The sequence below is a fragment of the Rhodoplanes azumiensis genome (assembly GCF_042682915.1).
Classification (GTDB): domain Bacteria; phylum Pseudomonadota; class Alphaproteobacteria; order Rhizobiales; family Xanthobacteraceae; genus Rhodoplanes; species Rhodoplanes azumiensis.
This window is the reverse complement of record NZ_JBHUIW010000023.1, coordinates 1-25777: the sequence shown is the minus strand read 5'-3', so window position 1 is coordinate 25777 and position 25777 is coordinate 1. Positions and strand designations below refer to the sequence as shown.

At 71.0% G+C, this 25777-nt stretch carries 25 protein-coding genes and 1 tRNA gene; 12 read left to right on the top strand and 14 right to left on the bottom strand.

What is annotated here, in order from left to right; genetic code table 11:
• Positions 1-12 precede the first annotated feature (12 nt).
• On the top strand, positions 13-996 hold the full coding sequence (locus tag ACFSOX_RS17995; RefSeq protein WP_378479198.1) for a Bug family tripartite tricarboxylate transporter substrate binding protein: 984 nt from the start codon (positions 13-15) through the stop codon (positions 994-996).
• A gap of 144 nt (positions 997-1140) precedes the next feature.
• Here ACFSOX_RS17995 and ACFSOX_RS17990 read toward each other — a convergent pair whose 3' ends face one another.
• The 3 genes from ACFSOX_RS17990 to ACFSOX_RS17980 all read right to left on the bottom strand — a co-directional run bounded on the left by ACFSOX_RS17990 (position 1141) and on the right by ACFSOX_RS17980 (position 4364).
• Positions 1141-2688 (bottom strand): class I adenylate-forming enzyme family protein, encoded by a 1548-nt coding sequence (locus ACFSOX_RS17990; protein WP_378479197.1) that lies wholly within the window; start codon positions 2686-2688, stop codon positions 1141-1143.
• Between the two features lie 124 nt (positions 2689-2812).
• Positions 2813-3238, bottom strand: a complete 426-nt coding sequence (locus ACFSOX_RS17985) for a PaaI family thioesterase (protein ID WP_378479196.1) — start codon at positions 3236-3238, stop codon at positions 2813-2815.
• 121 nt (positions 3239-3359) lie between these two features.
• Positions 3360-4364, bottom strand: coding sequence for a zinc-binding dehydrogenase (locus tag ACFSOX_RS17980; protein ID WP_378479260.1), 1005 nt, complete (start codon positions 4362-4364; stop codon positions 3360-3362).
• A gap of 221 nt (positions 4365-4585) precedes the next feature.
• Here ACFSOX_RS17980 and ACFSOX_RS17975 point away from each other — a divergent pair, with 221 nt between their 5' ends.
• Positions 4586-6214, top strand: coding sequence for a UbiD family decarboxylase (locus tag ACFSOX_RS17975; RefSeq protein WP_378479195.1), 1629 nt, complete (start codon positions 4586-4588; stop codon positions 6212-6214).
• Between the two features lie 517 nt (positions 6215-6731).
• Here ACFSOX_RS17975 and ACFSOX_RS17970 read toward each other — a convergent pair.
• Positions 6732-7598 carry a DMT family transporter gene (locus ACFSOX_RS17970; RefSeq protein ID WP_378479194.1) on the bottom strand — a complete coding sequence of 289 codons (867 nt, stop codon included), beginning with the start codon at positions 7596-7598 and terminating at the stop codon, positions 6732-6734.
• A 316-nt stretch (positions 7599-7914) separates the two neighbouring features.
• Here ACFSOX_RS17970 and ACFSOX_RS17965 point away from each other — a divergent pair, with 316 nt between their 5' ends.
• From ACFSOX_RS17965 to ACFSOX_RS17940, 6 genes are all read left to right on the top strand, one after another.
• Positions 7915-8940 carry an ABC transporter substrate-binding protein gene (locus ACFSOX_RS17965; RefSeq protein WP_378479193.1) on the top strand — a complete coding sequence of 342 codons (1026 nt, stop codon included), beginning with the start codon at positions 7915-7917 and terminating at the stop codon, positions 8938-8940.
• Positions 8937-9770, top strand: a complete 834-nt coding sequence (locus ACFSOX_RS17960) for an ABC transporter permease (RefSeq protein WP_378479192.1) — start codon at positions 8937-8939, stop codon at positions 9768-9770. Before ACFSOX_RS17965 ends, ACFSOX_RS17960 begins: the two co-directional genes overlap by 4 nt.
• Positions 9771-9844: 74 nt before the next feature.
• A complete protein-coding gene (locus tag ACFSOX_RS17955; RefSeq protein WP_378479191.1) occupies positions 9845-10567 on the top strand; it encodes an ABC transporter ATP-binding protein in 723 nt (240 codons plus the stop codon).
• On the top strand, positions 10564-11757 hold the full coding sequence (locus ACFSOX_RS17950) for an NnrS family protein (RefSeq protein WP_378479190.1): 1194 nt from the start codon (positions 10564-10566) through the stop codon (positions 11755-11757). Before ACFSOX_RS17955 ends, ACFSOX_RS17950 begins: the two co-directional genes overlap by 4 nt.
• Positions 11758-11788: 31 nt before the next feature.
• Positions 11789-12316: a hypothetical protein gene (locus tag ACFSOX_RS17945; protein WP_378479189.1), complete on the top strand. Its 528-nt coding sequence runs from the start codon at positions 11789-11791 to the stop codon at positions 12314-12316.
• 11 nt (positions 12317-12327) lie between these two features.
• The gene (locus ACFSOX_RS17940; RefSeq protein ID WP_378479188.1) at positions 12328-12864 is read left to right on the top strand and encodes a hypothetical protein; all 537 of its coding nucleotides are present in this window, start codon (positions 12328-12330) and stop codon (positions 12862-12864) included.
• A 141-nt stretch (positions 12865-13005) separates the two neighbouring features.
• Here the strand turns inward: ACFSOX_RS17940 and ACFSOX_RS17935 are convergent, their stop codons facing one another.
• Positions 13006-14223: a LysR family transcriptional regulator gene (locus ACFSOX_RS17935; RefSeq protein WP_378479187.1), complete on the bottom strand. Its 1218-nt coding sequence runs from the start codon at positions 14221-14223 to the stop codon at positions 13006-13008.
• Between the two features lie 147 nt (positions 14224-14370).
• Between ACFSOX_RS17935 and ACFSOX_RS17930 the strand changes: the two genes are divergently transcribed.
• Together ACFSOX_RS17930 and ACFSOX_RS17925 are read left to right on the top strand one after the other, a co-directional pair.
• Complete coding sequence (locus ACFSOX_RS17930) at positions 14371-15237, top strand: amidohydrolase family protein (protein ID WP_378479186.1); 867 nt, start codon at positions 14371-14373, stop codon at positions 15235-15237.
• A gap of 65 nt (positions 15238-15302) precedes the next feature.
• Entirely contained in the window at positions 15303-16307 is a 1005-nt protein-coding gene (locus tag ACFSOX_RS17925) for a Bug family tripartite tricarboxylate transporter substrate binding protein (RefSeq protein WP_378479185.1), read from the top strand.
• Positions 16308-16549: 242 nt separating this feature from the next.
• On the opposite strand, the gene ACFSOX_RS17920 is transcribed toward ACFSOX_RS17925, so the two are convergent.
• Positions 16550-16786 (bottom strand): hypothetical protein, encoded by a 237-nt coding sequence (locus ACFSOX_RS17920; RefSeq protein WP_378479184.1) that lies wholly within the window; start codon positions 16784-16786, stop codon positions 16550-16552.
• A gap of 283 nt (positions 16787-17069) precedes the next feature.
• Positions 17070-17146: transfer RNA gene (locus tag ACFSOX_RS17915), tRNA-Asp, on the bottom strand.
• A 295-nt stretch (positions 17147-17441) separates the two neighbouring features.
• On the opposite strand from ACFSOX_RS17915, the gene ACFSOX_RS17910 reads away from it, so the two are divergent.
• Entirely contained in the window at positions 17442-17744 is a 303-nt protein-coding gene (locus ACFSOX_RS17910; protein WP_378479183.1) for an HU family DNA-binding protein, read from the top strand.
• A gap of 197 nt (positions 17745-17941) precedes the next feature.
• On the opposite strand, the gene ACFSOX_RS17905 is transcribed toward ACFSOX_RS17910, so the two are convergent.
• The 7 genes from ACFSOX_RS17905 to rpiA form a co-directional block, all read right to left on the bottom strand.
• On the bottom strand, positions 17942-19039 hold the full coding sequence (locus ACFSOX_RS17905; RefSeq protein ID WP_378479182.1) for a hypothetical protein: 1098 nt from the start codon (positions 19037-19039) through the stop codon (positions 17942-17944).
• A 740-nt stretch (positions 19040-19779) separates the two neighbouring features.
• Positions 19780-21168 carry a class II 3-deoxy-7-phosphoheptulonate synthase gene (locus ACFSOX_RS17900; protein ID WP_378479181.1) on the bottom strand — a complete coding sequence of 463 codons (1389 nt, stop codon included), beginning with the start codon at positions 21166-21168 and terminating at the stop codon, positions 19780-19782.
• A gap of 158 nt (positions 21169-21326) precedes the next feature.
• Positions 21327-21731 carry a type II toxin-antitoxin system VapC family toxin gene (locus tag ACFSOX_RS17895; RefSeq protein ID WP_378479180.1) on the bottom strand — a complete coding sequence of 135 codons (405 nt, stop codon included), beginning with the start codon at positions 21729-21731 and terminating at the stop codon, positions 21327-21329.
• On the bottom strand, positions 21728-21982 hold the full coding sequence (locus ACFSOX_RS17890) for a type II toxin-antitoxin system VapB family antitoxin (protein ID WP_378479179.1): 255 nt from the start codon (positions 21980-21982) through the stop codon (positions 21728-21730). The genes ACFSOX_RS17895 and ACFSOX_RS17890 overlap by 4 nt, the downstream gene beginning before the upstream one ends.
• Before the next feature lie 144 nt (positions 21983-22126).
• Positions 22127-23518, bottom strand: a complete 1392-nt coding sequence (gor, locus tag ACFSOX_RS17885) for a glutathione-disulfide reductase (protein ID WP_378479178.1) — start codon at positions 23516-23518, stop codon at positions 22127-22129.
• Positions 23515-24054: a DUF2059 domain-containing protein gene (locus tag ACFSOX_RS17880; RefSeq protein ID WP_378479177.1), complete on the bottom strand. Its 540-nt coding sequence runs from the start codon at positions 24052-24054 to the stop codon at positions 23515-23517. Before ACFSOX_RS17880 ends, gor begins: the two co-directional genes overlap by 4 nt.
• 32 nt (positions 24055-24086) lie before the next feature.
• Entirely contained in the window at positions 24087-24797 is a 711-nt protein-coding gene (rpiA, locus tag ACFSOX_RS17875; protein WP_378479176.1) for a ribose-5-phosphate isomerase RpiA, read from the bottom strand.
• 194 nt (positions 24798-24991) lie between these two features.
• Between rpiA and gph the strand changes: the two genes are divergently transcribed.
• A complete protein-coding gene (gene gph, locus ACFSOX_RS17870; RefSeq protein WP_378479175.1) occupies positions 24992-25684 on the top strand; it encodes a phosphoglycolate phosphatase in 693 nt (230 codons plus the stop codon).
• The last annotated feature ends 93 nt before the right edge of the window (positions 25685-25777 follow it).

The window sequence follows — 25777 nt, the reverse complement described above, 5'->3', positions numbered from 1 at the left end:
TGGGAGACGAGAATGCAACGACGTGACGTGCTGAAGCTGGCGCTCGGTTCGCTCGCAGGGGCGGCCCTCGCCGCCCACCCGGCGGCCGCGCAGGGCTATCCGGATCGCCCGATCCGCCTGATCGTGCCGCGCAGCGCCGGCGGCGTGCTCGACATCGTCGCCCGCCAGTACGCGGAGTGGGTCAAGACGTCGCTCGGCTCCGTCATCGTCGAGAACCAGGGCGGTGGCGGTGGCATCATCGGCACCGCGATGGCGGCGCGCAGCACGCCGGACGGCTACACGCTGCTGCTCGGCTCGACCAGCGACCTCGTCCTCAACCCTGCGCTCAACAACAAGACCGGCTACGAGGCGAAGGATTTCGCCCCGATCGCCACGATGGCGATCTCGGTCGCGGCCATCATCGTGCACCCGTCCGTGCCGGCCAAGGATCTCAAGGAGCTCGCGGCCTACGCCAAGGCGAACCCGAACAAGCTCTCCTACGGCTCGGCCGGCCCGGGCACCATGGCGAACCTCGCGGGCGAGCTGTTCAAGTCGCTCGCCGGCACGCCCGACATCGTGCACGTGCCCTACAAGGGGGCCGCCGGCGGCTATGCGGATCTGATCGCCGGCCAGGTGCCGATGTTCGCCGCCAACATCACCGACCAGATGGTCGCGCTGCACCGGAACGGAAAGGTGCGCATCCTCGCGGTGGCGACCGAGCAGCGCCTCGCCATCGCGCCCGAGATCCCGACCAGCGCCGAGGCGGGCTACCCCGAGCTGATCGCCAAGCTCGCGCTCGGCCTGTTCGCGCCCGCCGCGACACCGGCGCCGATCCTCGACACGCTCGACGCGGTTACGCGCAAATGCATGGACGACGAGGCGTTCCGAGCGCAGCTCGTGAAGGCCGGGTTCGAGCCGGTGCTCGGCGTCGGCCGCCGCGAGACGGCCGAGTTCATCGGCGCGGAGCAGAAGCGCTGGACCCCGGTGGTGATGTCGTCCGGGCTGAAGACGCAGTAGCGACGACCCGTCTGTCACCTCTCCCCGACGGGGAGAGGTCGGATCTCGCGCCTCTGCGCGAGATCCGGGTGAGGGGGTGCCGAGGCCAGAGAATTCGCGCCGTAAACCCTCACCCCGACGCGCTTCGCGCGTCGACCCTCTCCCTCAGGGAGAGGGTAAAGATCCCTTCCGTCCCGTCTCCAGCCGCGCCTCGGCGTCGCGGTGAAGCGCGCCGCGATCGATCTTGTTGGTCGAGGCGAGCGGCAGCTTCTCGACGAACCAGACGAAGCGCGGGTGCTGGTAGGCCGGCGCGTTGGCGAGCGCGAAGCGCTTGATGTCCTCGGCGTCCGGCGTGCTGCCGGCGCGCGGAATCACGAAGGCGACCGGCTTCTGGCCCTTGATCTCGTCGTCGACCGGCACGACCGCGGCTTGCGCGACGTCGGGATGGCGCTCCAGCATGCGCTCGACGTCACCCGGGAAGATGTTCTCGCCGCCGCAGACGAACATGTCGTCGGTGCGGCCGACGAAGGTGTAGAAGCCGTTCGGGTCGCGGCGGAAGACGTCGCCGGTCTTGTAGAAGCCGTCCGGTGTGATCGGCGTCGGAAGGTCCGGGCGGTTGTGGTAGCCGTTCATGATCGCCGGCGACCTCATCTCCAGCGCGCCTTCGACCGCGTCGCGGTCGTCGCCGTCGACGAGCCGGACCTCGACCTGCGGATGCGGAAAGCCGACCGACGTGTCGGGCTGCTTCAGCCCGTCGGGATGCGGGCCGAACACCACCGGGCCGCCCTCGGTCGTGCCGTAGGCGTTGGTGATCACGGCGTTCGGCAGCAAGGTCTTGATGCCGGCCATCAGGCTGGCGCTGACCGGCGCCGAGCCCATCCGCACCAGCTGCACGCTCGACAGATCGGTCGCCGTCAACAGATCGCGCTCGCGCAGCATCATCGCCATCATGGGCGGCACCGCGGTGAGCCAGGTCGCCTTGTAGCGTCCGATCGCCTCGATATAGGCGGCGGCCGTGAATTGCGGCAGCAGGATCACGGTGGCGTGCGCCGCGCAGGCGAGCTTCGCCAGCGCCAGCGCGTTCATGTGATAGAGCGGCGCGGCGACGAGAAAGCGATGTGCGCTCATGCCGGGCGCCCCGGCGAGCCGCGTCTTCACGACCCACAGATGGCTCCGATGCGACAGCACGACGCCCTTCGGCGTGCCGGTCGAGCCCGACGTGTAGAGGAACATGGCGGGCTCGCGCTCGCTCGGCACCACCGCCTCGAACGGCCCCGGATCGAGAAAACCCTCGAAGCTCTCGGCGCCGTGGGCGCCGAAGCAGACGACCGGCAGATCGGCCGGGCAGTCGTCGCGCCGTGCCAGGTCGCAGAACACCAGCCTGGCGCCGCAGTCCCTCAGGATGAAGTCGATGGTGCCGCGCGGGAACTTGAAGTTGACCGGCACGGCGACGAAGCCGGCCCGCATGATGCCGAGATAGGCCGCGACGTATTCCGACCGGTTGGCGGACAGGATCGCGACGCGATCCCCGCGCGAAAACCCGCGGGCCACCAGGGCACGGGCGATGCCGTTCGCCGCCGCGTCGAGCGCCCCGTAAGTGATCTCGCGCGGCGTCTCCTCGCCGCCGAGATCGACGATGGCGATTTTTTCGGGGTTCTGCCGGCGATCGATCAGGTCGCCGAGGTTCTTGGGATCATGCAAGCGCGAGTTCATCGGAGACGTCACCAACACCGACCGCCGCGTCGTCGTGGCCGGGCTCGACCCGGCCGTCCGTCACGCTTCGGATCGAGTCCTTTCGAAGTTGGATGCGCGGGCCGAGCCCGCGCACGACCGACCTTCACTTCTTCGGCGCCGCGGCGCCGGTGAAATACGTGGCACGGCCGCTCGCCAGGAGCTTGCCGTCGAGGTCGAACACCTGCGACTCCGCGGCGGCGAACTGGCTGCCCGGCTTGAGCACCCGACCCTTGACGATCAGGTCGCCCGGCATCGCGGCCGCATGATAGTCGACCCGCATGTCGATGGTCGGCACGCCGCGGCCGGTGCGCTTCACCAACGCCCAGTCGGCGGCGAGGTCGAGCAGCGTCGCGAGGATGCCGCCGTGCGTGTAGGGGCGCTCCGGATGCACCTTCCACTCCTCGCGCCAGGTGGCGCGGATCTCGATCGAGTCCTCGCCGAGCGCCGTCACCTTGAGACCGAGCCACTGGTGGAACGGCCCCTGGGTGATCATCGCGTCGACGTCAGCGGCGGTGAGGGTCTGGCTCATGGATGTCCTGTCGGATAGCGATTCGAGTAACGTTGTCTCAATGACGAGATCCCAGGGGAGCGGCGTATGTACCTCTCCCCGCACGCGGGGAGAGGGGACGCGGGCGTCTGCGCCAAGAGCCTCACGGCGTGATCACGACCTTGCCGATCACCTCGCGGTCCTGGATCAGGCGCAGGCCTTCGCGGGCCTGATCGAGCGGCAGCACCGTGTCGATCACGGGCGCGAGCTTCTTCTCGGCGATCAGCGACATCAAGGCGGCGAGGTTGTCGTCGTAGAAGCTGTTCGAGCCGATGATCTTCAGCTCGAAGCTCCAGATGTAGCGCAGATCCTCCTTCGGATCGTGGCCGGCGGTCGCGCCGCAGACCAGGATCTTGCCGCCGCGCTTGACGCATTTCAGCGACGGCGCCCAGGTGTCGCCGCCGGTGAAGTTGATCACCACGTCGACCCCGCCCTCGTAGGTGCGGCGCTGCGGCTTGCCGTATCGCTCGACCGCCCACTTCGAGAAGTCGACCTTGGTGTAGTCGATCGCCTCGTCGGCGCCCATCTCCTTCAGGCGCTTGAGCTTGCCGTCGCTCGACGCGCACGCGATCACCTCGGCGCCGAGCATCTTGGCGAGGATCACGCAGCCGGTGCCGACGCCGCCCGAGGCGCCGAGCACGATCACCTTGTCGCCGGCCTTCACGGTGTCGTGGGTGATCAGCATGCGGTGCGCCGTGCCGTAGGCGACCGGCAGGGCCGCCGCCTGCTCGAACGTCACGTCGTCCGGCATCGCGATGAGCTGGTCGGCGCCGACCAGGCAGTACTCCGCCATGCCGCCGTCGAGCATCTCGCCCATCAGGCCTTTCTTCTTGTTGAGCGGGTTGACGAGCACGCGGTCGCCCGGCTTCCAGCCGGAGACGCCCTCGCCCACCTCGGCGATCTCGCCGGCCATGTCGAGGCCGATGACGACCGGCAGCGGCACCTTGATGCCCGGCATGCCGCGCACCGTGAAGACGTCGTGGTAATTGAACGAGGAGGCGCGCACCCGAATGACGACATGACCGGCCGTGACGGTCGGCCGCGGGTGATCGGTGACGTACTCCAGGTCGTCCAGGGTGCCGTGCTGGCGCAGCACCAGGGCTCGCATCGTCGCGCTCAAAGCCGTCGTCTCCTCTTCGTCCTCGTTCGGGCTTTCCGGGCCTCTTGATTAACCCAGTCAGCCTGATATGCAAAGTGCTGCCGCGCGCATGGCGCACGGCACGGATCCGGTTTTCGGAGGAGCCGCCGTCGCACTCCCGCGGTCGTGTGACCGCGGCTCGCGATCGTCGGCGCCGACCGCGTTCGTCCCCCGACAGTGCGGAGCACCCCGTGCAGCAGATCCCCGTGCAGCAGATCCCGATGCAAGAGACGTTCCGAGAGTTCCTCGACCGGCTGCGCGAGGCCGGCGAGCTCGTCGACCTGCGCCAGCCGGTCGACATCCGGCACATCGCCACGCTGGTCGACCAGTCCGACAAGGCGATCCTGTTCCACGACGTGATCGGCTACTCCGTCCCGGTGATCTCCGGCATCATCCGCACCCAGAAGCGCGCCATGATGTCGCTCGGTGCGACGACGTATCGCGACATCGAGGACAAGCTGCGGCTCGCGACCGAGCGGCCGATCCCGCCCGCCCGCGTCGCGACCTCGCCGACCCGCGAGGTGGTGATGCGCGGCGACGAGGTCGACCTGTTCCGCCTGCCCATCCCGATGTCGTCGATCTACGACGGCGGCCCGATGATCACGGCCGGCGTGGTGATCGCGCACGATCCCGAGCTCGGCTTCAACAGCGGCATCTACCGGTTCATCGTCAAGGAGAAGAACCTCACCGGCATCGACATCGTCACGCCGAACAACATGCGACTGTTCGCGGACCGTGCATACAAAGCGGGCCGCCCCTGCCCGATCTCGATCTCGATCGGCACGCATCCGTTCGAGATCACCGGCTCGGGGTTCCGGGCGCCGCTCGGCGTCGACGAGATGGCGATCGCCGGGGGCTTGCGCGGCGCGCCCGTCGCGCTCGCCCCGTGCGAGACCATCGACGTGCCCTACATCGCCGACGCCGAGATCGTGCTGGAGGCCGAGATTCTGCCGACCGGCTGGACCTGGCCGGAGGGCCGGTTCGGCGAGTTCACCCGGCTGATGGGCGGCCTGCATTGGAATCCGCTGGTGCGCATCAAGGCGGTCGCGATGCGGCGCGACGCCATGTACTACGCGCTCCACATGCCGTGGGAGAACACCTGGCTCGCCGCGCCGACCCGCTACGCGGCGCTGCGCCAGGCGCTCAAGACCGCCGGCGTCACGGTGAAGGACATCAACGTCACGCTCGGCGGCTGTGCCTTCTGGCACGCCGTGATCTCCATCAAGAAGCAGGCCGGCGAAGGCAAGAACGCGCTGCTCGCCGCGCTCTCGGTGATGGACCTCAAGCACGTCGTGGTGGTCGACGACGACATCGACGTCAACGACCCGGCCGAGGTCGAATGGGCGATCGCGACGCGCGTGCAGGCCGATCGCGACGTCGTGATCATTTCGAACTCGCGCGCAAAACCGCTCGATCCGAGCCTGGTGCCGATGCCGCCCGGCACGGTACCGACCGGCGCCAAGATGGGCATCGACGCGACGATTCCCGAGTACGCGCAGCGCGAGGCTTACGAGCGCATCACCTACGCCTATGCCGAGACGGCGAAGATCGACGACTACGTGTCCGGCAAGGCCGATCCGGCCGGCGAGAGCGGTGGCGACAACGCGGTGGCGCGGCTCGCCGACGCCATCCTGGAGAAGATCGCGGTCGCGCCGATGTACTACACCGACATCGCCGAGGCGTTCGCGGGCTGGAATTTCCAGACCGTGGCGCGCGCTCTGGGGCACCTGCACGCGACCGAGCGGCTGTGGCAGGACAAGACCGGACGCATGTGCGTGCGCGGCTCGGCCTTCGCGGCCAAGCCGCCGACCGGGCGCTGAGGCGGCCCGCGCAGGAGCATCGGCGAGGAGTTCGTCCTGTGTGGACGGGCTCTGCTTGGCCAGGGGGCTTCGTGGGCTCGGCGGGGCGGATCGGGAGCGGTCGTCGATCCAGCCTTTGAACGCGGTCGACGACCGTGAACTCCGAGGGAGTTCGCGGATCGGGCTCCGATCGTTCCGACGCGTTCGCGGTGCGATGACGACGAGGAGCGCCCGGCCCCCGGTTCCCGACCGGTCACCGTCGAGCCTCGGGCTCCCTTGCTCCGCAGGCCGGCGTTTTCGGACGCCGGACCGCGATCCGCCGAATACCGCTTCAGGCGGCCGCGGCGAGCCCCTCGCCGCGGTCTCGGCGTGAGCGAAGATCTCGGCGCGGTGACGCCCGCCCGTCTCGCGCAGCGCCCGGATGACGCACGCCGTCATGGCGGCGAGCGCGACGGTCACGACCTTGGCCGGGCGCCGCGGAGCAACGACCCCGGAACGACACCACACGATCGCTCTGCTCTGCTCCGCCCTTCCCGCCTCAGCCCTTCTTCCGCCCCGTCTCGTGCCAGAGCAGCGCGAGGCCGGAGGCGACGACGACGGCGGAGCCGATCAGGAGGTGCACGGTCGGCACGTCGCCCCACACCATGAAGCCGATCCCCATCGCCCAGACGAGCGACAGGTAATAGAACGGCCCGACCGCGCCGGCCGGGGCGAGATGCAGGGCCCGTGTCCACCAGTACTGGCCGATCGCGTTCGACACGCCGTTCACCAGCATCAGCCCGCCGTCGACGAGGGTCGGCATCACGAAGCCGAACGGCAGCGCCGCCGCGAAGATCACGGTCAGCATCACCATCTGCCACATGGTGAGCGTGCCGGGCGACTCGGTGTTGGTCATGCTGCGCACGCCGGCCGTGACGAGCCCGAACAGCACCGCGTTGGCGATGGCGAACAAGAAGCCGATCTGGAACGTGTCGGCGCCCGGATGGGTGACGATCAGCACGCCGCCGAAGCCGACGACCAGCGCGGCCCAGCGGGCCGGGCCGGCCACCTCCCTGAAGATCAGCGCCGAGAACAGCGTCGCGAACAGCGGTGCCGAGAAGTTGACGGCGATCACGCTGGCGAGCGGCATCAGGCCGAGCGCGATCATGATGCAGGTCTGCGCCCCCGCCTGGGTGATCGAGCGGGTCGCGTGATCGCGCAGCCTGCGGGTGCGGAACACCATGAGTCCCGTCCTCGGCAGCACGATGAGCGACACGACGACGATCGACACCAGCGCCCGCACGAACAGAATCTCGCCGACCGGATAGGTTGCGACCTGCCATTTCGACACGGCGCTGCCGATGGCGAACATGATCGTGCAGCCGATCATGAACAGGATTCCGGGAACGACGGACCGCGAGGCCATGGGCACGGACGGGGGAGCCGGAGGGGATCGGACGCAGGGGTCCGGGCGGGACGGCCGAACGCCGCCGCGCGCGACGGCGCGTGCGGCCGGACCCGCCAGAACTCGCCGGCTGCGGCCGCGCCGTCAAGCGCGTTTGGAAAGGTTTGCATTTTCCATTTGTTCCAAGTCTGCTCGAAGTCCAAGTCTGCTCGGATTCCAGGTCCGCTCGGTACTTTCTCGTATGACGGGCACACCGGCGACCGATTATCCAGCCCAGCACCCACGGCCGGACCGCCGCCGGCAGGCGCGATCGGCCGTCGAAGCAGGAGGATGCGGGATGGTGTCTGCGAACCGACGCGACGCGCTGACGGGCCTCGCCGCGGCGGGCGTCGCCGGCCTTCTTCCGCGCGTCGTCGCCCCGGTGAACGCGAGCCCGGCGAAGACCGGAGAGAAGCTCGCGAGCCTCGTGATCAACGGCATGCCGGCGACGCCCTCGGTCGTGATGGCGCGGCTGATCGAGACCGGCACGCTGTCGCGCTTCGCCGACAAGGCGCAGCTGAAGGTGTGGCGCACGCCCGACCAGATGCGGGCCGGCGTCGTCTCGGGCGAGATGGCGGTGTTCGGCACGCCGTCCTACTCGTGTGCCAACATGCGCAACCGTGGCGTCCCGGTGCGGCTGATGAACATCGTCACGTGGGGACTTCTCTATCTGATGAGCCGCGACGACGGCGTCCGGAAGATCGAGGACATGGCCGGCAAGACGGTGCTGATGGCGTTCCGCAACGACGCGCCCGACCTGATCTTCCGCATGACGCTGCGCAAGCTCGGCATGAATCCCGACACCGACGTGAAGCTGCACTATGTGGGCGCGCCCACCGAGGCCGTGCAGCTCCTGCTCGCCGACCGCGCGTCCCTCGCCGTGATCTCCGAGCCGGCCGCGACCGCGGCACAGATCCGCGGCGCCCAGGCCGGCATCGCGGTCCGCCGCGCCGCCGACCTCACCGCCGTGTACGGCCGCCTGACCGGCCGGCCGCCGCGCATCGCCCAGGCCGGCCTCGGCGTGCGCGAGGACTTTCTCCAGGCGAACCCGGAGCTGGTGCGGGCGATCCACCAGGGCTGCGTCGAGAGCGCCCGCTGGGTGCTCGACAACCCGGCCGAGGCCGGCAAGCTCGGCGCGACGACGCTCGATCTCGCCGCCCCGGTGGTGGAGAAGTCGATCCCGCATTTCCGACTCGACGTCGTCGCCGCCGCCGACGCCAAGCCCGACCTCCAACACTACTTCACGGCCCTGATGGAGATGTCGCCCGACATCCTCGGCGGCCGGCTGCCCGACGACGCCTTCTACTGGGGCCCCGCCGCATGATCCGGCTTCGCGCCCGCCTCGCCCGAGCATTGGACCAAGCATTGGACTATGTCTGGGGCGGCTGGGGCGCCGCCGCGAGCCTCTTGCTGCTCGTCGCGTTGTGGGAGGCGGGGCACGCCGCCTACGGCACCCTCGTGCTCCCCTCGCCGCGCGAGACCTTCGCGGCGCTGTGGCAGATGACGCTCGCCGGCAAGGTGTGGCCGGCCGTCATCGAGACCAGCCGCAACGCCCTCGTCGGATTCGGCTTCGGCGTGGTGGTCGGCGGCGTGCTCGGCGCGCTCGCCGGGCTCTCCGACATGATCCGCCGCCTGCTGGCGCCGATCGCGACCCTGATGCTCGGCATCCCGGCGATCGCCTGGGTGGTGCTGTCGCTCTTGTGGTTCGGCGGCTCGGGACTCGCCGTCGTCTTCACCGTGCTGGTGACGAGCGCGCCGATCGTGTTCGCCAGCGCGGCCGAAGGCGTGCGCAGCCTCGACGGCGCGCTGCGCCGGATGGCGCGCGCCTTCCGGGTGCCGCGCCACGTGCTGGTGACCGACGTCTACCTGCCGCACATGCTCTCCTACCTGTTCCCGGCGGTGGCGACCGCGCTGGCGCTCTCTTGGAAGGTCGCCGTGATGACCGAGCTCCTGAGCGGCGCCGGCGGCATCGGCGACGGGCTCGCCACCGCCCGCGTGCAGGTCGACACCGTCAAGGCGATGGCCTGGATCCTGGTCGTCGTCGCACTGCTGCTCGCGGTCGAGTACCTGCTGCTCGAGCCGCTGCGCCGCCGCCTGCTCACCTGGCGGCGCGACCTCCCCGGCGCCGAGGCGCGCGACATGCCGGGGATCTGACGCGCATGACCTTCGCACCCGACGGCCCTTTCGCGACTGTCGCGACACCATCGCCCGGTCTCGGGGTCGAGGCTGTGACGCACGCGTTCGGGCCGGAGCCGGTGCTGGCGGGCGTCTCCTTCGCGCTGCCCGCCGGCACGGTCGGCGGCCTGATCGGCCCTTCGGGCTGCGGCAAGAGCACGCTGCTCGCGATGATCGGCGGCCTGGTGCGCCCCGACCAGGGCCGCATCGTCCACGGGTTTGCGCGCCCGGCCTTCGCGTTCCAGGATCCCTGCCTGCTGCCGTGGCGCGACGCGCGAAAGAACATCGCGTTCGGACTGAAGGCGCTGCCGATGCGCGCCGCCGAGCGGCTGGCGCGGGCCGACGCGCTGTTGCGCGTCGTCGGCCTTTCCGCGGACGACGGCGACAAGTTCCCGCACGCGCTGTCGGGCGGCATGCGCCAGCGCGTCGCGCTCGCCCGCGCGCTGGCGATCGAGCCGGATCTCTTGCTGCTCGACGAGCCGTTCAGCGCGCTCGACGTCGGGCTGCGCCGGCAGATGCAGGCGCTGGTGCAGCGGCTGATCGGCGCGCGCGGGCTCACCACCGTGCTGGTGACGCACGACCTCGCCGAGGCCGTGCGCATGGCCGACCGCATCGTCGTGCTCTCGGCGCGCCCGGCCCGTGTCGCTGCGATACACGACATCACGGTGCCGCACGCCGCGCGCGACGACGGCTTCGTCCATGCCGAGGTCGGCCGTCTGCTCGCCGATCCGGCGACCGCGACGGCGCTCTCGGTCGAGCCGGAGTCGCCACGATGACGCGGCCCGCGACACAGACGACGCGCGACGCCGTGCTGAGCGAGGCCTTCCGGCCGTTCTTTCTGCTGGTGCCGCTCGCCGCCGTCGCGGCCGTGCTGCCAATGCCGGTGATCTGGACCGGGCTGGTCGGATCGGGAACGATCGGCAGCGCGGCCTGGCACGCGCACGAGCAGGTGTTCGGCTGCCTCGTCGCCGCGATGGCGGGCTTTGCGCTGACGGCGTTTCCGAGCTGGACCGGCACGCCGCCCGTGGCGGGCCGGCCGCTCGCCGCGCTGGTGCTGATCTGGCTCGCCGGCCGCGTCGCCTTCTGGCTCGACGGCGTGCTGCCGGCCGAAGTGGTCGCGCTCGCCGACCTCGCCTTCCTGCCCGCCGTGCTCGGAGGCGCCCTGCCCGCGCTGTCGAAGGCCGGCCGCCGGCCGATCGACCTCGGTCTGGTGATGCTCGGCCTGCTGGCGGCGAACATCTGGTTCCACATGACGCGGCTCGGCGCGCTGCCCGGCACGCCGGACGCCGCCGTGATCCTCGGCCTCGATCTCCTGCTGGTGGCGATCGCGCTGGCGCTCGGACGCATTCTTCCGGTGGCCCTCGGCGCTGCGCTGCGCGAGACCGGCCGCAAGGGGCCGCCGCGCCTGTCGCCGGGACGTCGCCATCTCGCCGTCGCGACGCTGGTGCTTTTCGCGATCGCCGACACGGTCGCGCCGCAGAACCCGGTGACCGGCTGGATCGCGCTCGCCGCCGCCTGCGCCCAGCTCGACCGCATGGTCGAGCTGCATCGCGGGCCTGCGCTCCTGCGCCCGCAGGTGCTGCTGTTCTGGGTGACGCAGGGTTTTCTGGCGGCGGGCCTCGCCGGGCTCGGCGCCGTGGCGCTCGGCGCCGGCTTCGATCCGACCGGCCTGCGGCACCTCGTCGGCATGGGCGCCGCCTCGCTCACGGTCGCCACCGTGATGTCGATCGTGTCGCTGCGCCACACCGGCCGCAGCTTCCCGCTGCCGCGCGCCGTGTGGATCGCCCCGGTCCTGATCGTCGCGGCGACGCTTCTTCGCGTGATCACGCCGGAGCTCGCGCCCGAGGCGATGCCGTGGCTCGGCGTCGCGCTGCCGAGCGCGCTGTGGGCGGCGGGCTTCCTCGCCTGGCTCGCCGTGTTCGGCCGCTGGCTCGTCGCGCCGCGGGTCGACGGCGGCTCGGCATGACTTCGGTTGACTCGTTTTGAAAGGAGAGACGATGACGCACGTTTTGAAGATGCGCGGGTCGAAGCAGAACCCCGTCGCGATCAGCTACGAGCAGATGCTCACGTTCCACGGCGGCCCGCATCCGGGCGGCGTCGCGGTCGCCTACAAGGTGCTGGAGACGGCCTTCCCGCTGATTTCGCCGGACGGCCCGCCCGAGCGCAGCGCCATCCAGGTGGCGATCGGGGTCGACGGCCCCGGCGTCGTCGACGGGCTCGAATGCGCCACCCGCGCCTTCAGCCGCCGGCGCGCCGTGCTCGATCACGGCGCCAAGAAGGGCCAGGCGGTGTGCGGCGAGCACTTCTGGTTCGAGATCCGCCACAAGGGTACGGCGGTGAGCCTGTGGCTCAAGGAGGGCACGCTGACGAGCGAGTTCCTCGCCCTCGCCTCGAAGACCGCGGGCGGGCTCGCCAGCGACGCCGAGGTGGCGCGCTTCGACGCGCTGCGCCACGAGATGGCGGACCGCGTGCTGGCGTCGCCCGCCGCCGAGCTGTTCGAGATCGGCCCCGTGGTGAAGAGCTGAGGAGGATCGCCATGACCCCGTCCATCAAGGTCCGCGACTCTGCGGGCGAGCTGACCATCACGCTCGACGACCTCGAGGCGTTCCACGACAAGGACCACTTCGGCGGCGTCGTCCTGTCGATCAAGGTGCTGCAGCGCGCCTTCGCCGCTTTCCCGGGCGCCGGCATCCCGCATCGCGACGAGGTCGCCATCGTGGCCGGCCTCGACCCGCCGGGCCTGATCGACAGTTTCGAGTTCATGCTTCGCGCCGTGTCGCGCAAGCGGCTCGTCGTCGACCGGACGCTGACGCACGGTCCGGCCTCGCCGTTCGGCCGCTTCTGCTTCGAGGTCCACCGCCCCTGTGGCGCCGTCGCCCTGTGGGTGCGCGAGGGCCTGCTGCCGGACGATTTCGCGACCACCGGCAAGAAGGTCGAGGCCGGCTTCGGCACCGAGGCCGAGATCGCCCGCTGGACCGGCTACAAGCGCGACGTCGGTGTCGCCATGATCCCGATGAAGCCCGAGGACATCCTCGAGCTGCGCCCGATCGCGAGCCGGCGGATGGTGGCCTGAGATCGTTGCTTTGCGGGGCCGTGAGCACGGCCCCGTGCGTGACCTCGTGTCCCGGGCGCGGCGCACTCCGCTGCGTCCGGGGCACGTTCGCGTTGCCGGTCATTCCGGAGCGCGGCGAAGCCGCGAACCCGGAATGACGGATCACGGCGCGACCGCAGGGCGTGAGGCCTCCCGCAGCTGCTCCAGAAACTCCGCCTGCAAGGCGGTCGGCAGCCAGTCGGCGCGGGTCGTGACGCCGACGGCGCGGCGAGGTTGCGGGACCGGCAGGTCCAGCACCGCGAGCGCGTCGGCCGCGCCATCGCCGCCCGCACCGGCGACGCCGGCCCGCGGCAGCAGGCTGAGCCGATCGGTCTCGGCCAGCACGGCGACGATGCCGCCGAGCGAGTCCGCCTCGACGTCGACTCGGTCCGGCAGATCCCAGGTGGCGCGCACGCGATCGACCACGGCGCGGCGCGGCAGCGGCGCGGTCGGCACCACCCAGCCATAGGGCCGCAGGTCGGCGGGCGTGAGATCACGACGGCCGGCGAGCGGATGGCCGCGCCGGCAGGCGATCCGGTACGGGTCGTCGAACAGCGCCGCCTCGGCGAGATCGTCGAACGGCGGCGGCGCCCGCAGCGCGCCGAAGATCAGGTCGAGGGCGCCGCTGCGCAGGCTTTCGGCGAGGCTCGCATACGGCGCCTCGCGAATGGTGACGCGGGCGCCCGGATGCGCGCGCAGCACGCCCTCGGCGGCCCGCGCCACGAGCCGCACCGGGGCGAGCGCCAGCACGCCGATCACCACTGTGGCGGCCGCGCTGCCACGCAGGAGCGCCAGCTCCTCGCGCGCCGCCCTCACCTCGGCCACGGCGAGCGCGAACCGCCGGGCGAGCTCGGCCCCCGTGGCCGACAGGCCGACGCCGTCGCGGGTGCGGCGGTAGAGGGCGACCCCGATCAGCTTCTCGAGATCGCGCGCCGCCCGGTGCAGGGTCGGCTCGGCGATGCCGAGCGCCGCTGCGGCGCGCCGGAACGTCTGCGCCGTCCACACCGCCGCGAGGGCGCGCAGATGCGCGTCGGCGAGCGCCCGCACGATCCGGCTCGCCGCATCCCCGCCGGGATCGGCGCCGGTCGCGGCACCGACGGCGGCGCGCAGCTGCGCGAACAGCCGCGCGGTCCGCCGCGCCAGCAGCCGGCCCGCCTCGGTCGGCACGGCGCCGTCGCCGCGCCGTTCGAGCAGGGTCGTGCCGAGCTCCACCTCCAGGGCGCGGACGGCCCGGCTCACCGCCGGCTGAGTCAGCCGCAAACCGGCGGCCGCGGCCGTCATGCCGCCGGTCGTCGCCACCTGATCGAAGGCACGCAGCCGCCCGATCCTGGTCCTGTCCACCCGACGTATCCCGTCGCGGCCGCCGCCGGCCCTACCGGAGGGGCGTTTCCTTAAATTCGACTTAGCATGAATTCATGGAGCGCAGCAGCGTTGGAATGCCGGTCGCACGCCCGAAAAATGCTCGACTGACGCTCCGAGGAGCCGCCCATGACCGCCATCATCGACACCCACACGCATGTGATCTCGCCGGACACGGCGCGCTATCCGCTGGCACCGCTCGGTGGCAAGCAGTCGGACTGGTCGCATGCGCATCCCTGCACGGCCGAGGCGCTGGTCGCGGCGCTCGACGAGGCCGGCGTGGACAAGGCCGCCGTGGTGCAAGCCTCCACGGCCTACGGCTTCGACAATTCCTACGCGGCTCACGCGATCGCGACCTTTCCGGACCGATTCACCGGCGTGTTCTCGATGGACCTGTTCGCGCCCGACGCCGCGGCCGTGTTCGACGGTTGGGTGGCGAAGGGTTTTTCGGGCCTGCGCCTGTTCACCACCGGGACGACGCAGCCCGGCCAGGCCGGCTGGCTCGCCGATCCGCGCACCTTCCCGATCTGGGAGCGGGCCGAGGCGGCCGGCCTGCCGGTGTGCGTGCAGATGCGCCCCGAGGGCGTCGACCAGCTCGTCGTGCTGCTCGACCGCTTCCGCACCGTGCCCGTGGTGCTCGATCATCTCGCCCGCGTCGACCTCTCCGACGGCGCTCCCTACCGCAAGGCCGACTGGCTGTGGCGTCTCGCCGAGCGGCCCAACGTGGTGCTGAAGCTGACCAGCCGGACGGTGCGCGAGGCGTCGTCGGGCGCGTCGCGGCCGGAGGACTTCTTCCCGCGACTGGTCCGCGTGTACGGTGCGGAGCGCATCGCCTGGGGCTCCAACTTCCCGGCCGAGCCGGGGCCGATGCGCCGCATCGTCGCTGCCGCCCGCACCGCCCTCGCCTGCCTCTCCGACACCGACCGCGCAAACATCTTCGCCGGGACGGCGCGCCGGCTCTATCCCGCCCTCGCCGCCGCGCCGGTGCCGGCCTGACCCACCCGACCGCCTCCCTGGCGCCGCAGCCGTCGCCGGGCAACAACAACGACCGGAGGACCACCATGACCGCCCCCCTCGCCCTGCTGCACCCCGACCGCCGCCGGCTGCTCCTCGGCGGCCTCGCCGGAGCGTTCGCCACGCTGCTGCCGGCGGCCGCACGGGCGCAGGCCGGCTACCCGAACCGGCCGGTCCGCATCATCGTGCCCTACGGCGCCGGCGGCATCGCCGACGTGACGATGCGGATGGTCGCGCAAAAGCTCTCCGACAAGTTCGGCCAGCAGTTCATCATCGACAACCGGCCGGGCGCCGCCGGCGTGATCGGCATCAACTCGGTGGTCGCCTCGACCCCGGACGGCTACACGCTGGCGATGATCGGTGGCGGGCTCACGGCGGCGAAGTCGCTGTTCAAGTCGCTGCCCTACGACCTCGAGCGCGACCTGGTGCCGATCTCGACCACGGCCGCCTACGGCCTCGTCGTCGCCACCAAGGCCGGGTCGCCGCTCAAGACCGTCGCGGACATCATCGCGACCGCCAAGGCGTCGCCCGGCAAGCTCAATTTCGGCTCGATCAATCCGGGCAGCAACCAGCATCTCGGCGGCGAGCTGTTCAAGTCGATGGCCGGCATCACCGTCACGGCGATCCCGTTCAAGACGACGCCGCAGCTCGTCACCGCGATGATCCAGGGCGACGTCGACGTGCTGTTCGAGTACCAGGCCGCCCTGCAGGGGCCGCTGGAGGAGCGCCAGATCGTCGCCGTGGCGACGACCGCGACGCAGCGCGCCGCCTCGCTGCCGAACGTCCCGACCGTCGCCGAGAGCGGCCTGCCGGGCTACGAGGTGACGAGCTGGAACGGCCTCGCGGCCCCGGCGGCGACGCCGCCCGACATCGTCGCGACGCTCAACAAGGCCGTGGTCGAGGTGCTGGCGTTGCCCGACATCCAGGCCGCCGCCACCAAGTACGGCATGGCGGCGCAGGGCTGCTCGGTCGAGGACTTCAAGGCCCGCATCGCCCGCGAGGTGGCGAAGTGGGCCAAGGTGGTGGAAGCCGCCGGCATCGAGAAGAAGTAGGCGGAGGCTCCGCCCGGCGCGGCGTCGCGTCGGCGGCCGCAGACTCGTGTGCCGGACACGGTGCGACGCACCGCGAGCCGGCCCCCGGACGAGCGGACGGAGCGGGAGTGATCGTCTTGCGCCCCGGTGCTCGCCTTGCGGCCCCTGGGTTCGGCTCTGCGGCACGCCGAGTCGCTGGCTCGACGGGCCTTGTCCGGGGCACGAAGCCGAGAATACCGGGCAGCGAGCCGGAGACGCCCCGCTCAGCGGTTCACGCAGCTCCAGACGAAGCTCGCGCGCTGCGAGGGGCTGAGGGCGAGCTCGCGCGCCTGCTGCTCGCAGGCGGGGCGCCGCTCGCGCCTCGCGGCGAGCTCGTCGCGCAGCATCTCGCCGGGACCGGCCGATGCCACCACCTGTCCGGCCGGCGACGTCGATCGCGTGCAGGCCGCGGCCGTGAGGCCGAGGACGACCGCGCAGAGTAGGCCGACGGCATTCCGCATGGGGATCACACCTCGAAGCGTGGTCATCCCCTCCCCGTGCGAAGACTAACATCGGCCGCGGCGGTTTGACAGCCGGTGGTTTTCCGGGGCCCGCCATGCGCGCCGGCGCCCGGCCGAACACGTCGGCGACCGACGATCAGGTCGGCGCGCCGACCCGGCCGGCAGCCACGGCACACGACCGGGCCACGCCCATGCCGCGGCGCCGCCCACATCGTGCGGGGGTCGGGTTCCGGCAGATCGCTGTTTTCAGGGAATGCTGTTCGGAGAGCCAGCATCGACAAGCTGGCGGGAGCGACGGGGCTCGAACCCGCGACCTCCGGCGTGACAGGCCGGCGCTCTAACCAACTGAGCTACGCCCCCGAACTTCGGAGCCGTTCTCCTAGGGCGCTCCCGGATCGAAGTCAAGCGCACTTCGCGACGGTCGAAAGCGCGCCGGAAGCGTCCCGGAAGCGTGCCGGAACGGCGCTGCGGCGGGACACGATTTCGCCCGCGCAGCATCCCGAAAAGTGCCGTCAGACGGGCGGATTCGCGGCTGCAGCTCACGGAAACCCAGAAAACATGGGCACTTTCGTCGATTGCGGCTGGCCAAGGCCGAAGAATCGTCTATGTGACGGGCAGTTTCGGCGTCCATCGATCCGCAGAGGAGGGATAAGAGATGGCCAAGGCAGCGACCACGACGACCCCGACCATCACGCTCAAGCACCTCGCCGCGACGCTCGCCGGCGAGCACGAGATCGCCAAGAAGCAGTCCGAGGCGATTCTCGGCGACTTCGTCGGTCTCGTGGTGAAGCACCTCAAGAAGGGCGACCGCCTGCGCATCGGCGGCCTCGGCATCCTCCAGGTCAAGAAGCGCGCCGCCCGCATGGGCCGCAATCCGGCCACCGGCGAGGCGATCAAGATCAAGGCCAGCAAGAAGGTCGCCTTCCGGCCCGCCAAGGAGCTCAAGGACTCGATCTGAGTCGCGAGAGGACGGGGCTGCTCCCCTTGTTTTCGTCATGGCCGGGCTCGTCCCGGCCATCCCCGTTCGTCCTGCCGGCATCGCCGCAGAATCGTGGATGCCCGCGACGGGCGCGGGCATGACGCGTCGTGAGTCGGGGGGTGTCGATCGGCTGCAGCGGCGCGCACGACGGGCGAGCCGCATTGTTCGCTCGCCGCTCAGAATCGGCCCTTGGCCTCCAGCAGCAGGCCGTAGCGCTGCTGCTCGAACTTGGTGAGGTCGTAGGAGCCGGCGAAGCTCGGGCCGAACGTCACCGTGCCGGTGTCGGCGTCGAGCCCCCAGTAGCGCCCGCCGACGCCGATCTCCAGGAACGGCGTGACGGCGTAGTGGACGAACAGCTCCGCCTCGACGCCGAAGCCGCGCGACGAGCGCGAGATCACGTTGGGGGCCGGGCCGAGATCGTTCATGCCCTGGCGCAGCAGGTGGCTGTCCTTGTTCTCCACGCTGGCGATCGGCACCCAGGCGACCTCGCCCGACACCGACCAGCCCGGCAGGAACTCCCAGCGGCCGTCGATACCGAGGCGCAGCGCGTGCCAAGTCGGCTCGTAGACGAACACGGCGGTGGCGTCGCTCGCGAACCGGGTGCCGGCCGGCACGCCCCAATAGGCGCCACCGAAATCGTCCGGGTTGGTGATCAGGCCCGAGGCACCGAGTTTCTCGTTCCAGTAGTGATAGCCGACGAAGCCGCCGACCCGCCAGCCGGCCTTCGGCACGTCGAACGACCAGCCGACGTCGACGATGCCGTAGCGCAGGCTGTCGCCCGTCACGGTGCTGGTCGTGTCGGAGAATTTCCATTGGCCGGCGAAGAAGTCGCGGTCGACGATGGTGCCGCCGTCGAGCGTGCCGGCGCCGATGACGCCCTTCACGAACAGCCGCGTCGGCTGGTGGGAGATGCGCGCGAACGCCTCCCCCGAATGGCCGTGCATGCCGGTCCAGTCGAGCGTCGAGGTCGGGTCGCCGTAGCCGGCGACGCCGTTGCGGAACCCGAAATCGACCTTGCCGGTCGAGTACCAGTAGCGGGCCCCGACGTCGACCTTGAACGGCGCCGGCGCCATCGGAACCACATAGGCGGGCCGCATCGGGGGCGCCTTGGTGACCGGCGCCGAAGCGGACGAGATCGCGCCGGTGGCGCGCGGCGCCGGGTCGGCCGGCACCGGGTCGGCCGGCACCGGGTCGGCGCCGTCGGAGACATTCGGCCAGGCCGGCCCCCAGTTCGCCTCCGCCGGAGCGGCGCCGGCGGGGCGCGTGTCACGCACCGCGCGCGTGTCGCGCACTGTACGCGCGTCGGGCGCCGAGCGCGTATCACGCGCCGGAATGGTCGCGGGTGCCGAGAGTGCGGGAATGGATCCGGTGACGTCCGGGTCGGCCGCAGGAGACGACGGCTGTGCCCGCCTCTCCTGCGTGGCCGAAACGTCGGCGGTCGGCGACGGCTGTGCCCGTCGCGGGTCCACCGTGGAGCCGGCGGGCATCGCTTCCGCCTCGTCGGACGGAAGGCTCGGCCAGCGCGGCCCCGGATCCCAGACCGTGACCTCGCCCGTGGGTCCGGACGGAAGGCGCGGCCATTCGGCGGCGGCAGCGGGACCGAGGATCGAGAGGGGAATCGAGATCACCAGGGTCGCCAACGCCGTCGCGGCGTGAAACGAGCGACCCCTGTCCCCTGCCACTCCCGGCTCCCTGTGCCACCGTGAACAGGGACAATTTGAACCTGTTTGTTATCGATTCATTGCCGAACGCGCCGACGCGACGACGCGAGTTCGCCGGCGCGGTTAACGCGGCGTGAAGAGAACCGGACCGCACCACGCCTGTCGTCCCGGGGCGGCGCGCCGGATCCCGGGCCTGCCCGGGATCCGTCTTATCGCGTGCCGAAGTCGGCTGAAGCCGACTTCCGTGCGCCGAACCCGGGATCCATACGCCCTGTCTCTCGCGAGCCATCCACCCCGGGGCCATGGATTCCGGGCTCGCGGACCTGCGGTCCGCGCCCCGGAAAGACCGAGCATCACAAGCTCGCGGCGGCCGGCATCGGGACGTGGCGGGCGAGGCGCTCCTTCTTGAGGAGCTCGGCGAGCAGGAAGGCGAGGTCGATCGACTGCTCGGCGTTGAGCCGCGGATCACAGAAGGTGTGATAGCGGTTGTTCAGATCCTCGTCCGAGATGGCGCGGGCGCCGCCCGTGCACTCGGTGACGTTCTGCCCCGTCATCTCGAGATGGACGCCGCCGGCGATCGTGCCCTCGGCCGCGTGGACGGCGAAGAAGCCCTTCACCTCCTGGAGAATGCGGTCGAACGGCCGGGTCTTGAAGCCGGACGCCGAGGAGATCGTGTTGGCGTGCATCGGATCGCACGACCAGATCACGTTGCGCTTCTCCCGCGCGACGGCACGGACGAGCGGAGTCAGCAGCTCGCCGACCCGGTCGGCGCCCATGCGGCAGATCAGCGTGAGGCGGCCCGGCTCGTTCTCCGGATCCAGCACGTCGATCAGCCGCATCAGGTCGTCGGCCTTCATCGACGGCCCGCATTTCAGCCCGATCGGGTTCTTGATGCCGCGGCAGTACTCGACATGGGCGTGATCGAGCTGGCGGGTGCGGTCGCCGATCCACAGCATGTGGCCGGACGTGCAATACCAGTCGCCGCTGGTCGAATCGATGCGGGTCAGCGCCTCCTCGTAGCCGAGGAGGAGCGCCTCGTGGCTGGTGTAGAGCTCGGTGCCGCGCAGCTCCGGATGCCGCTCGAGATCGAGCCCGCAGGCCTGCATGAAGCCGAGCGCCTCGGAGATGCGGTCGGCGAGCTCCATGTAGCGGCGCGACTGCGGACTGTCCTTCACGAAGCCGAGCATCCACTGATGCACGCTGGCGAGATTGGCGTAGCCGCCCTGCGCGAAGGCGCGCAGGAGGTTCAGGGTCGCGGCCGACTGGCGATAGGCTTCCAGCTGGCGGCGCGGATCGGGGATGCGCGCTTCGGCCGTGAAGTCGTTGCCGTTGACGATGTCGCCGCGATAGCTCGGCAGCGACACGCCACCTTGCGTCTCGGTCGGCGAGGAACGCGGCTTGGCGAATTGGCCGGCGATGCGGCCGACCTTCACGACGGGCGACGCCGCCGCATAGGTGAGCACCACCGCCATCTGCAGGAACACGCGGAAGAAGTCGCGGATGTTGTTGGCGCCGTGCTCGGCGAAGCTCTCGGCGCAGTCGCCGCCCTGCAGCAGGAAGCACTCGCCGGCCGCCACCTTGGCGAGCTGGCGCTTGAGGCTCCGCGCCTCGCCTGCAAAAACCAGCGGCGGAAAGGTCGAAAGCTGCTTCTCGACGGCCGACAGCGCGTCCAGGTCCGGGAAGTCCGGCACCTGCTGGATCGGCTTCCTGCGCCAGCTCTCGGGGGTCCACCGCTCGGGCATGATCTCGTCCTCGTCGCGCGCCGGCCGGGTCTCGTCCCGGAGGTCTCTCGTTCCGCGCGGGACGCCTTATACACGAGGGACGCCGCGGCAGGCCAGAGCCGCAGGCCAGAGGCGGCGGGCCGGACCCTCGCGGGTCGGCGCAGTCGTCCCGGCGGCGGTCACGCCCCGGCGGCGAGCGCCGTCGCGACGTCGGTGCGACGGAAGTCGTCGCCCTTGAACAGCAGCGGCTCGCCGGTCGCCTTGGCGAGCGCATAGCTGAAGCAGTCGCCGAAGTTCAACCGCGCCGGATGCCCGCTGCCCCGCCCGAAGTCGCGATAGGCCTGCCGGGCGATGCGGGCGTGCTGCTCGGTGACCGGCTCGATGACCACGGCGGCCTCGGCGAGCAGCTCGTCGACGCGGCGGCTCGCGACCGGATCACGTGCGCTGTCGATGACGATCGAGGTCTCGAGATAGCCCACCGCCGAAACCCTCCTGGTCGGCGCAGCCGCGATCGCCTCCGCAAAACGCGGACCTTCCGGCTCCGCCCGGAGGATCGCGACCAGAGCCGAAGAGTCGATGATCACTTCGGCAACCCGTTCTCGTCGTAGAGAAACTCGTCCGGGTCCATCGACTTCCACGGCTCACTCATGTGAGCCGCACAATCACGTCCGATCGCCATCAGCCGCTCCGACAGGCCGCGGCCGTCCTGCGGCCGGACCCGCTCCAGCCGCTCCCTCAACGCCGTCGTGACCGCGTCGGGCAGGCTCTCGCCCGTGATCCGGGCGAGTTCCTCGGCGAGGCGCAACGCCTCCTCGGTGTCGATGTTGAGGCCCATGCGAGGCTCCCTCGGTCCGGAGCGACCGAGTGTAAGGCGACAGCCCCGCCGCATCAACGGCTGCGCGCCCGACAGCCTGCACGCCCGTGGTGGAGCCGCGGATGTGCGCCCTGCTCCGCCGGCCGCTCGCCCTGCGCGAGCGCCCTACTCGGCCGCCTTGCGGCGGTGGCGCAGCGTCGGCTGGCGCATGGTGACGAGTTCCTCGGCGGCGGTCGGGTGCACCGCCATGGTGGCGTCGAAGTCGGCCTTGGTCGCGCCCATCCGCACCGCGATGCCGACCAGCTGGATCATCTCGCCCGCCCCCTCGCCGACGATGTGGCAGCCGAGCACACGCTGGCTCGCGGCGTCGACCACGAGCTTGAGCAGCACCGTGGTGTCGCGCCCCGACAGCGTCGCCTTCATCGGGCGGAAGCTGGTCTTGTAGACGTCGACGTCGCCGAACTCCGCGATCGCCTGCGTCTCGGAAAGGCCCACCGTGCCGACCTCCGGCTCGGAGAACACCGCGGTCGGAACACAGCGATAATCGACCTTGGTCGGCTTGCTGCCGAACACCGTGTCGGCGAAGGCGTGCCCCTCGCGGATCGCGACCGGCGTCAGGTTGATGCGGTTGGTCACGTCGCCGACCGCGTAGATGCCGGGCACCGAGGTCCGTGAGAACTCGTCGACCGCGATGCCGCCGTTCGGCGCGATCGTCACGCCGACCGTCTCCAGCCCGAGGCCGCGCACGTTGGGCGGCCGGCCGATGGCGAACATCACGGCGTCGGCGGCGACCTGCATGTCGCAGGAGAGATGCGCCGTGTAGTGCTTGCCGTGCGGCTCCACGGCCGTCACGGTCGCGCCCGTGATCACGTGGATGCCGCGCTTCTCCAGCTCCATCCGCAGCTGCTGGCGGACGTCGTCGTCGAAGCCGCGCAGGATGTTCTCGCCGCGATAGACGAGCGACACCTGGCTGCCGAGCCCGGCGAAGATCGAAGCGAACTCGACCGCGATGTAGCTGCCGCCCTGCACCAGCACCCGGGCCGGCAGATGATCGAGCGCCAGCGCCTCGTTGGACGAGATCACGTGCTCGATGCCGGGGATCGAGGGCCCGAGGGAGGGCGTCGCGCCGGTGGCGATCAGGATGTGCTCGGCCCGGATCAGCTCGCCCGAGGGCTCGAGCCGCACGGTCTTTGCGTCGTGCAGCACGGCGCGGCTTTCGACGATCTCGACCCCGGCCTTGCCGAGGGTCGCCTTGTAGGCCGCTTCGAGGCGGCCGATCTCGCGGTCCTTGCCGGCGATCAGGCGCGCCCAGTCGAAGGTCGGCGCCGTGTCGCTCCAGCCGAAGCCGACCGCGTCCTCGAACGCCTCGCGGAAGCGCGCCGCGTAGACCAGGAGCTTCTTGGGCACGCAGCCGCGGATCACGCAGGTGCCGCCGACCCGGTACTCCTCGGCGACCATCACGCGGGCGCCGTAGCCGGCGGCGATGCGGGCGGCGCGCACGCCCCCCGAGCCGGCTCCGATGACGAACAGGTCGACGCGGCGTTCGGTCGTGGTCACAGGGTGTGGCCCTTCTTCTTCATCTCCTCGCGGAACCGGCTCATCACCTGCTCCGAGAACGCGTCGGCCCACACTTGCGCCTTCTTCAGGCCCTGGTCGATCACGCCCGGCTCCTCGGTCGCCATCTTCTTGCCGAGCGGCGACTTGTAGAACGTCACGAGCTCCTTCAGCTCGGCCTCGGAGAACTTCTGGGCATAGACCTTGGCGACCTCGCCGAGCAGCTCGGCGCGCTTGCTCTCGTAGTCCTTGCGCAGCTGCAGCGCGACCTCGCCGAGCTCCTTGCCGAGCTGCGGGTTGGTCGGCAGGAAGGCGTTCTTCACGTACTCGATGACGCCGTTGACGATCGGGTCGAACACGGCGTTGCCGCCCTTGACCATGATCAGCTCGCGCGCCGCCGCGACGGCGGCGGGCGACGGATCGGCCGGCTGCGGGGCCTGCGCCTGAGCTTGCGCCGGGACGAGGCCGACCGTGCCGGCGACCAGCGCGGCCGCGGCGGTGGCGCGAAAGAGCGTGACGAGCGAACTGGCGAACGGCATGGGAGCCCCCTGTTGGCGACGCTGCGGGTCGTCTACCCGCGGACGACGCGGGCGGTTTCGATGCGGATGCCGGCGCTGCCCGCGAGGATCGCGGTGCGCACCAGCCCGATGAACAGGCCGTGCTCGACGACGCCCGGAACGGCGGCGAGGCGTTCGGCGAGCGCCGCCGGATCCGGGATGCGGCCGAGCGCGAGATCGAGGATCAGGTGCCCGCCGTCCGTGACGAAAGCGTGACCCTCGCGGGTGCGCCGCAGCACCGCCCGCCCGGCGCAGCCGGCCGCGACGGCCGCCGCCTCGACCGCGATCGTCGTCGGCGCGACCCCGAACGGCACCACCTCGACGGGCAGCGGAAAGCGGCCGAGCGTCTCCACCCACTTGCTCTCGTCGGCGATGACCACCATGCGGGCCGAGGCCGCGGCGACGATCTTTTCGCGCAGCAGCGCGCCGCCCCCCCCTTTGATGGCGGAAAGGTCGGGGGCGATCTCGTCGGCGCCGTCGACCGTGAGGTCGAGGGCCGGGGTCTCCTCGAGCGTCGACAGGCGGATGCCGGCCGCCTCGGCGTCGGCCCGCGTCGCCTCCGAGGTCGGCACGCCGATCACGTCGAGGCCGCCCCGCACCCGCTCGCCGAGCAGCGCGACGAAGTGCTTGGCGGTCGAGCCGGTGCCGAGGCCGAGCCGCATGCCGGGCTCGACGAGATCGACGGCGCGAGCGGCCGCCTCGCGCTTGAGGGAGTCAGGATTCATCGCTTTGCCCGGACGGGGGTCGTGGGTCGCATGTGGTGTGCCGGCCCGCTATGTAGCCCCGTTCCGCCGCCTCGCCTAGAGCACGATCCAGCGACGGCGCTGCGGCGACCGGACCGCTTGCGCCGGCGCCCCGGCCCGGCCTAGACCGGAACGGGAGGCCCCGTGCCGCGATCGCCGGGCCAGCCGAGACCGCCATGCACCAGCCCGCGCCGTCCCCGCTCGTCGTGTTCGACCTCGACGGCACCCTGGTCGACACCGCGCCGGACCTGATCGACACGCTCAACGGTCTCCTGGTCCGCGAGGGGCTCGCCGCCGTGCCGTTCGACGAGGCGCGCCGCTTCATCGGCGGCGGTGCCCGCCTGCTGATCGAGCGCGCCCTCGGCGCCCGCGGGCGTGATTGCGGTGCGACCGAGATCGACCGTCTCTACGCCGTCTATGTCGACGACTATGCGGAGCGCATCGCCGCGCTGTCGCGACCGTTTCCCGGCCTCGTCGATGCGCTCGACAGGCTCGACGCGGCCGGCTGCCGCTTCGCCGTGTGCACCAACAAGCTCGAGCGGCTGTCGGTGAAGCTGCTCGGGGCGCTCGGCCTCGCCGATCGGTTCGCCGCGATCTGCGGCCAGGACACCTTCGCGGCCATGAAGCCCGACCCGCGCGCCCTGCTCGGCACCATCGCGGCGGCGGCCGGCTCGCCGTCCTTGACCGTGATGGTCGGCGACTCGGGGACCGACATCGTCACGGCCAAGGCGGCCGGCGTGCCCGTGGTGGCGGTCGACTTCGGCTACACCGAGGTGCCGGTCGAGACCCTCGCGCCGGACCGGGTGATCGGCCGGTACGACGACCTGCCGGCCGTCGTCGCCGAGATTTTGGGCCTTCGCGTCGGCTGACCGTCCACCGCCCCCGCCTTCCCGTCGCACCACCAACAGCAGGGCTCCGAATCCAGGTTAACGCGTCCGATGTCCGAGGATCTGGGCGCAGTA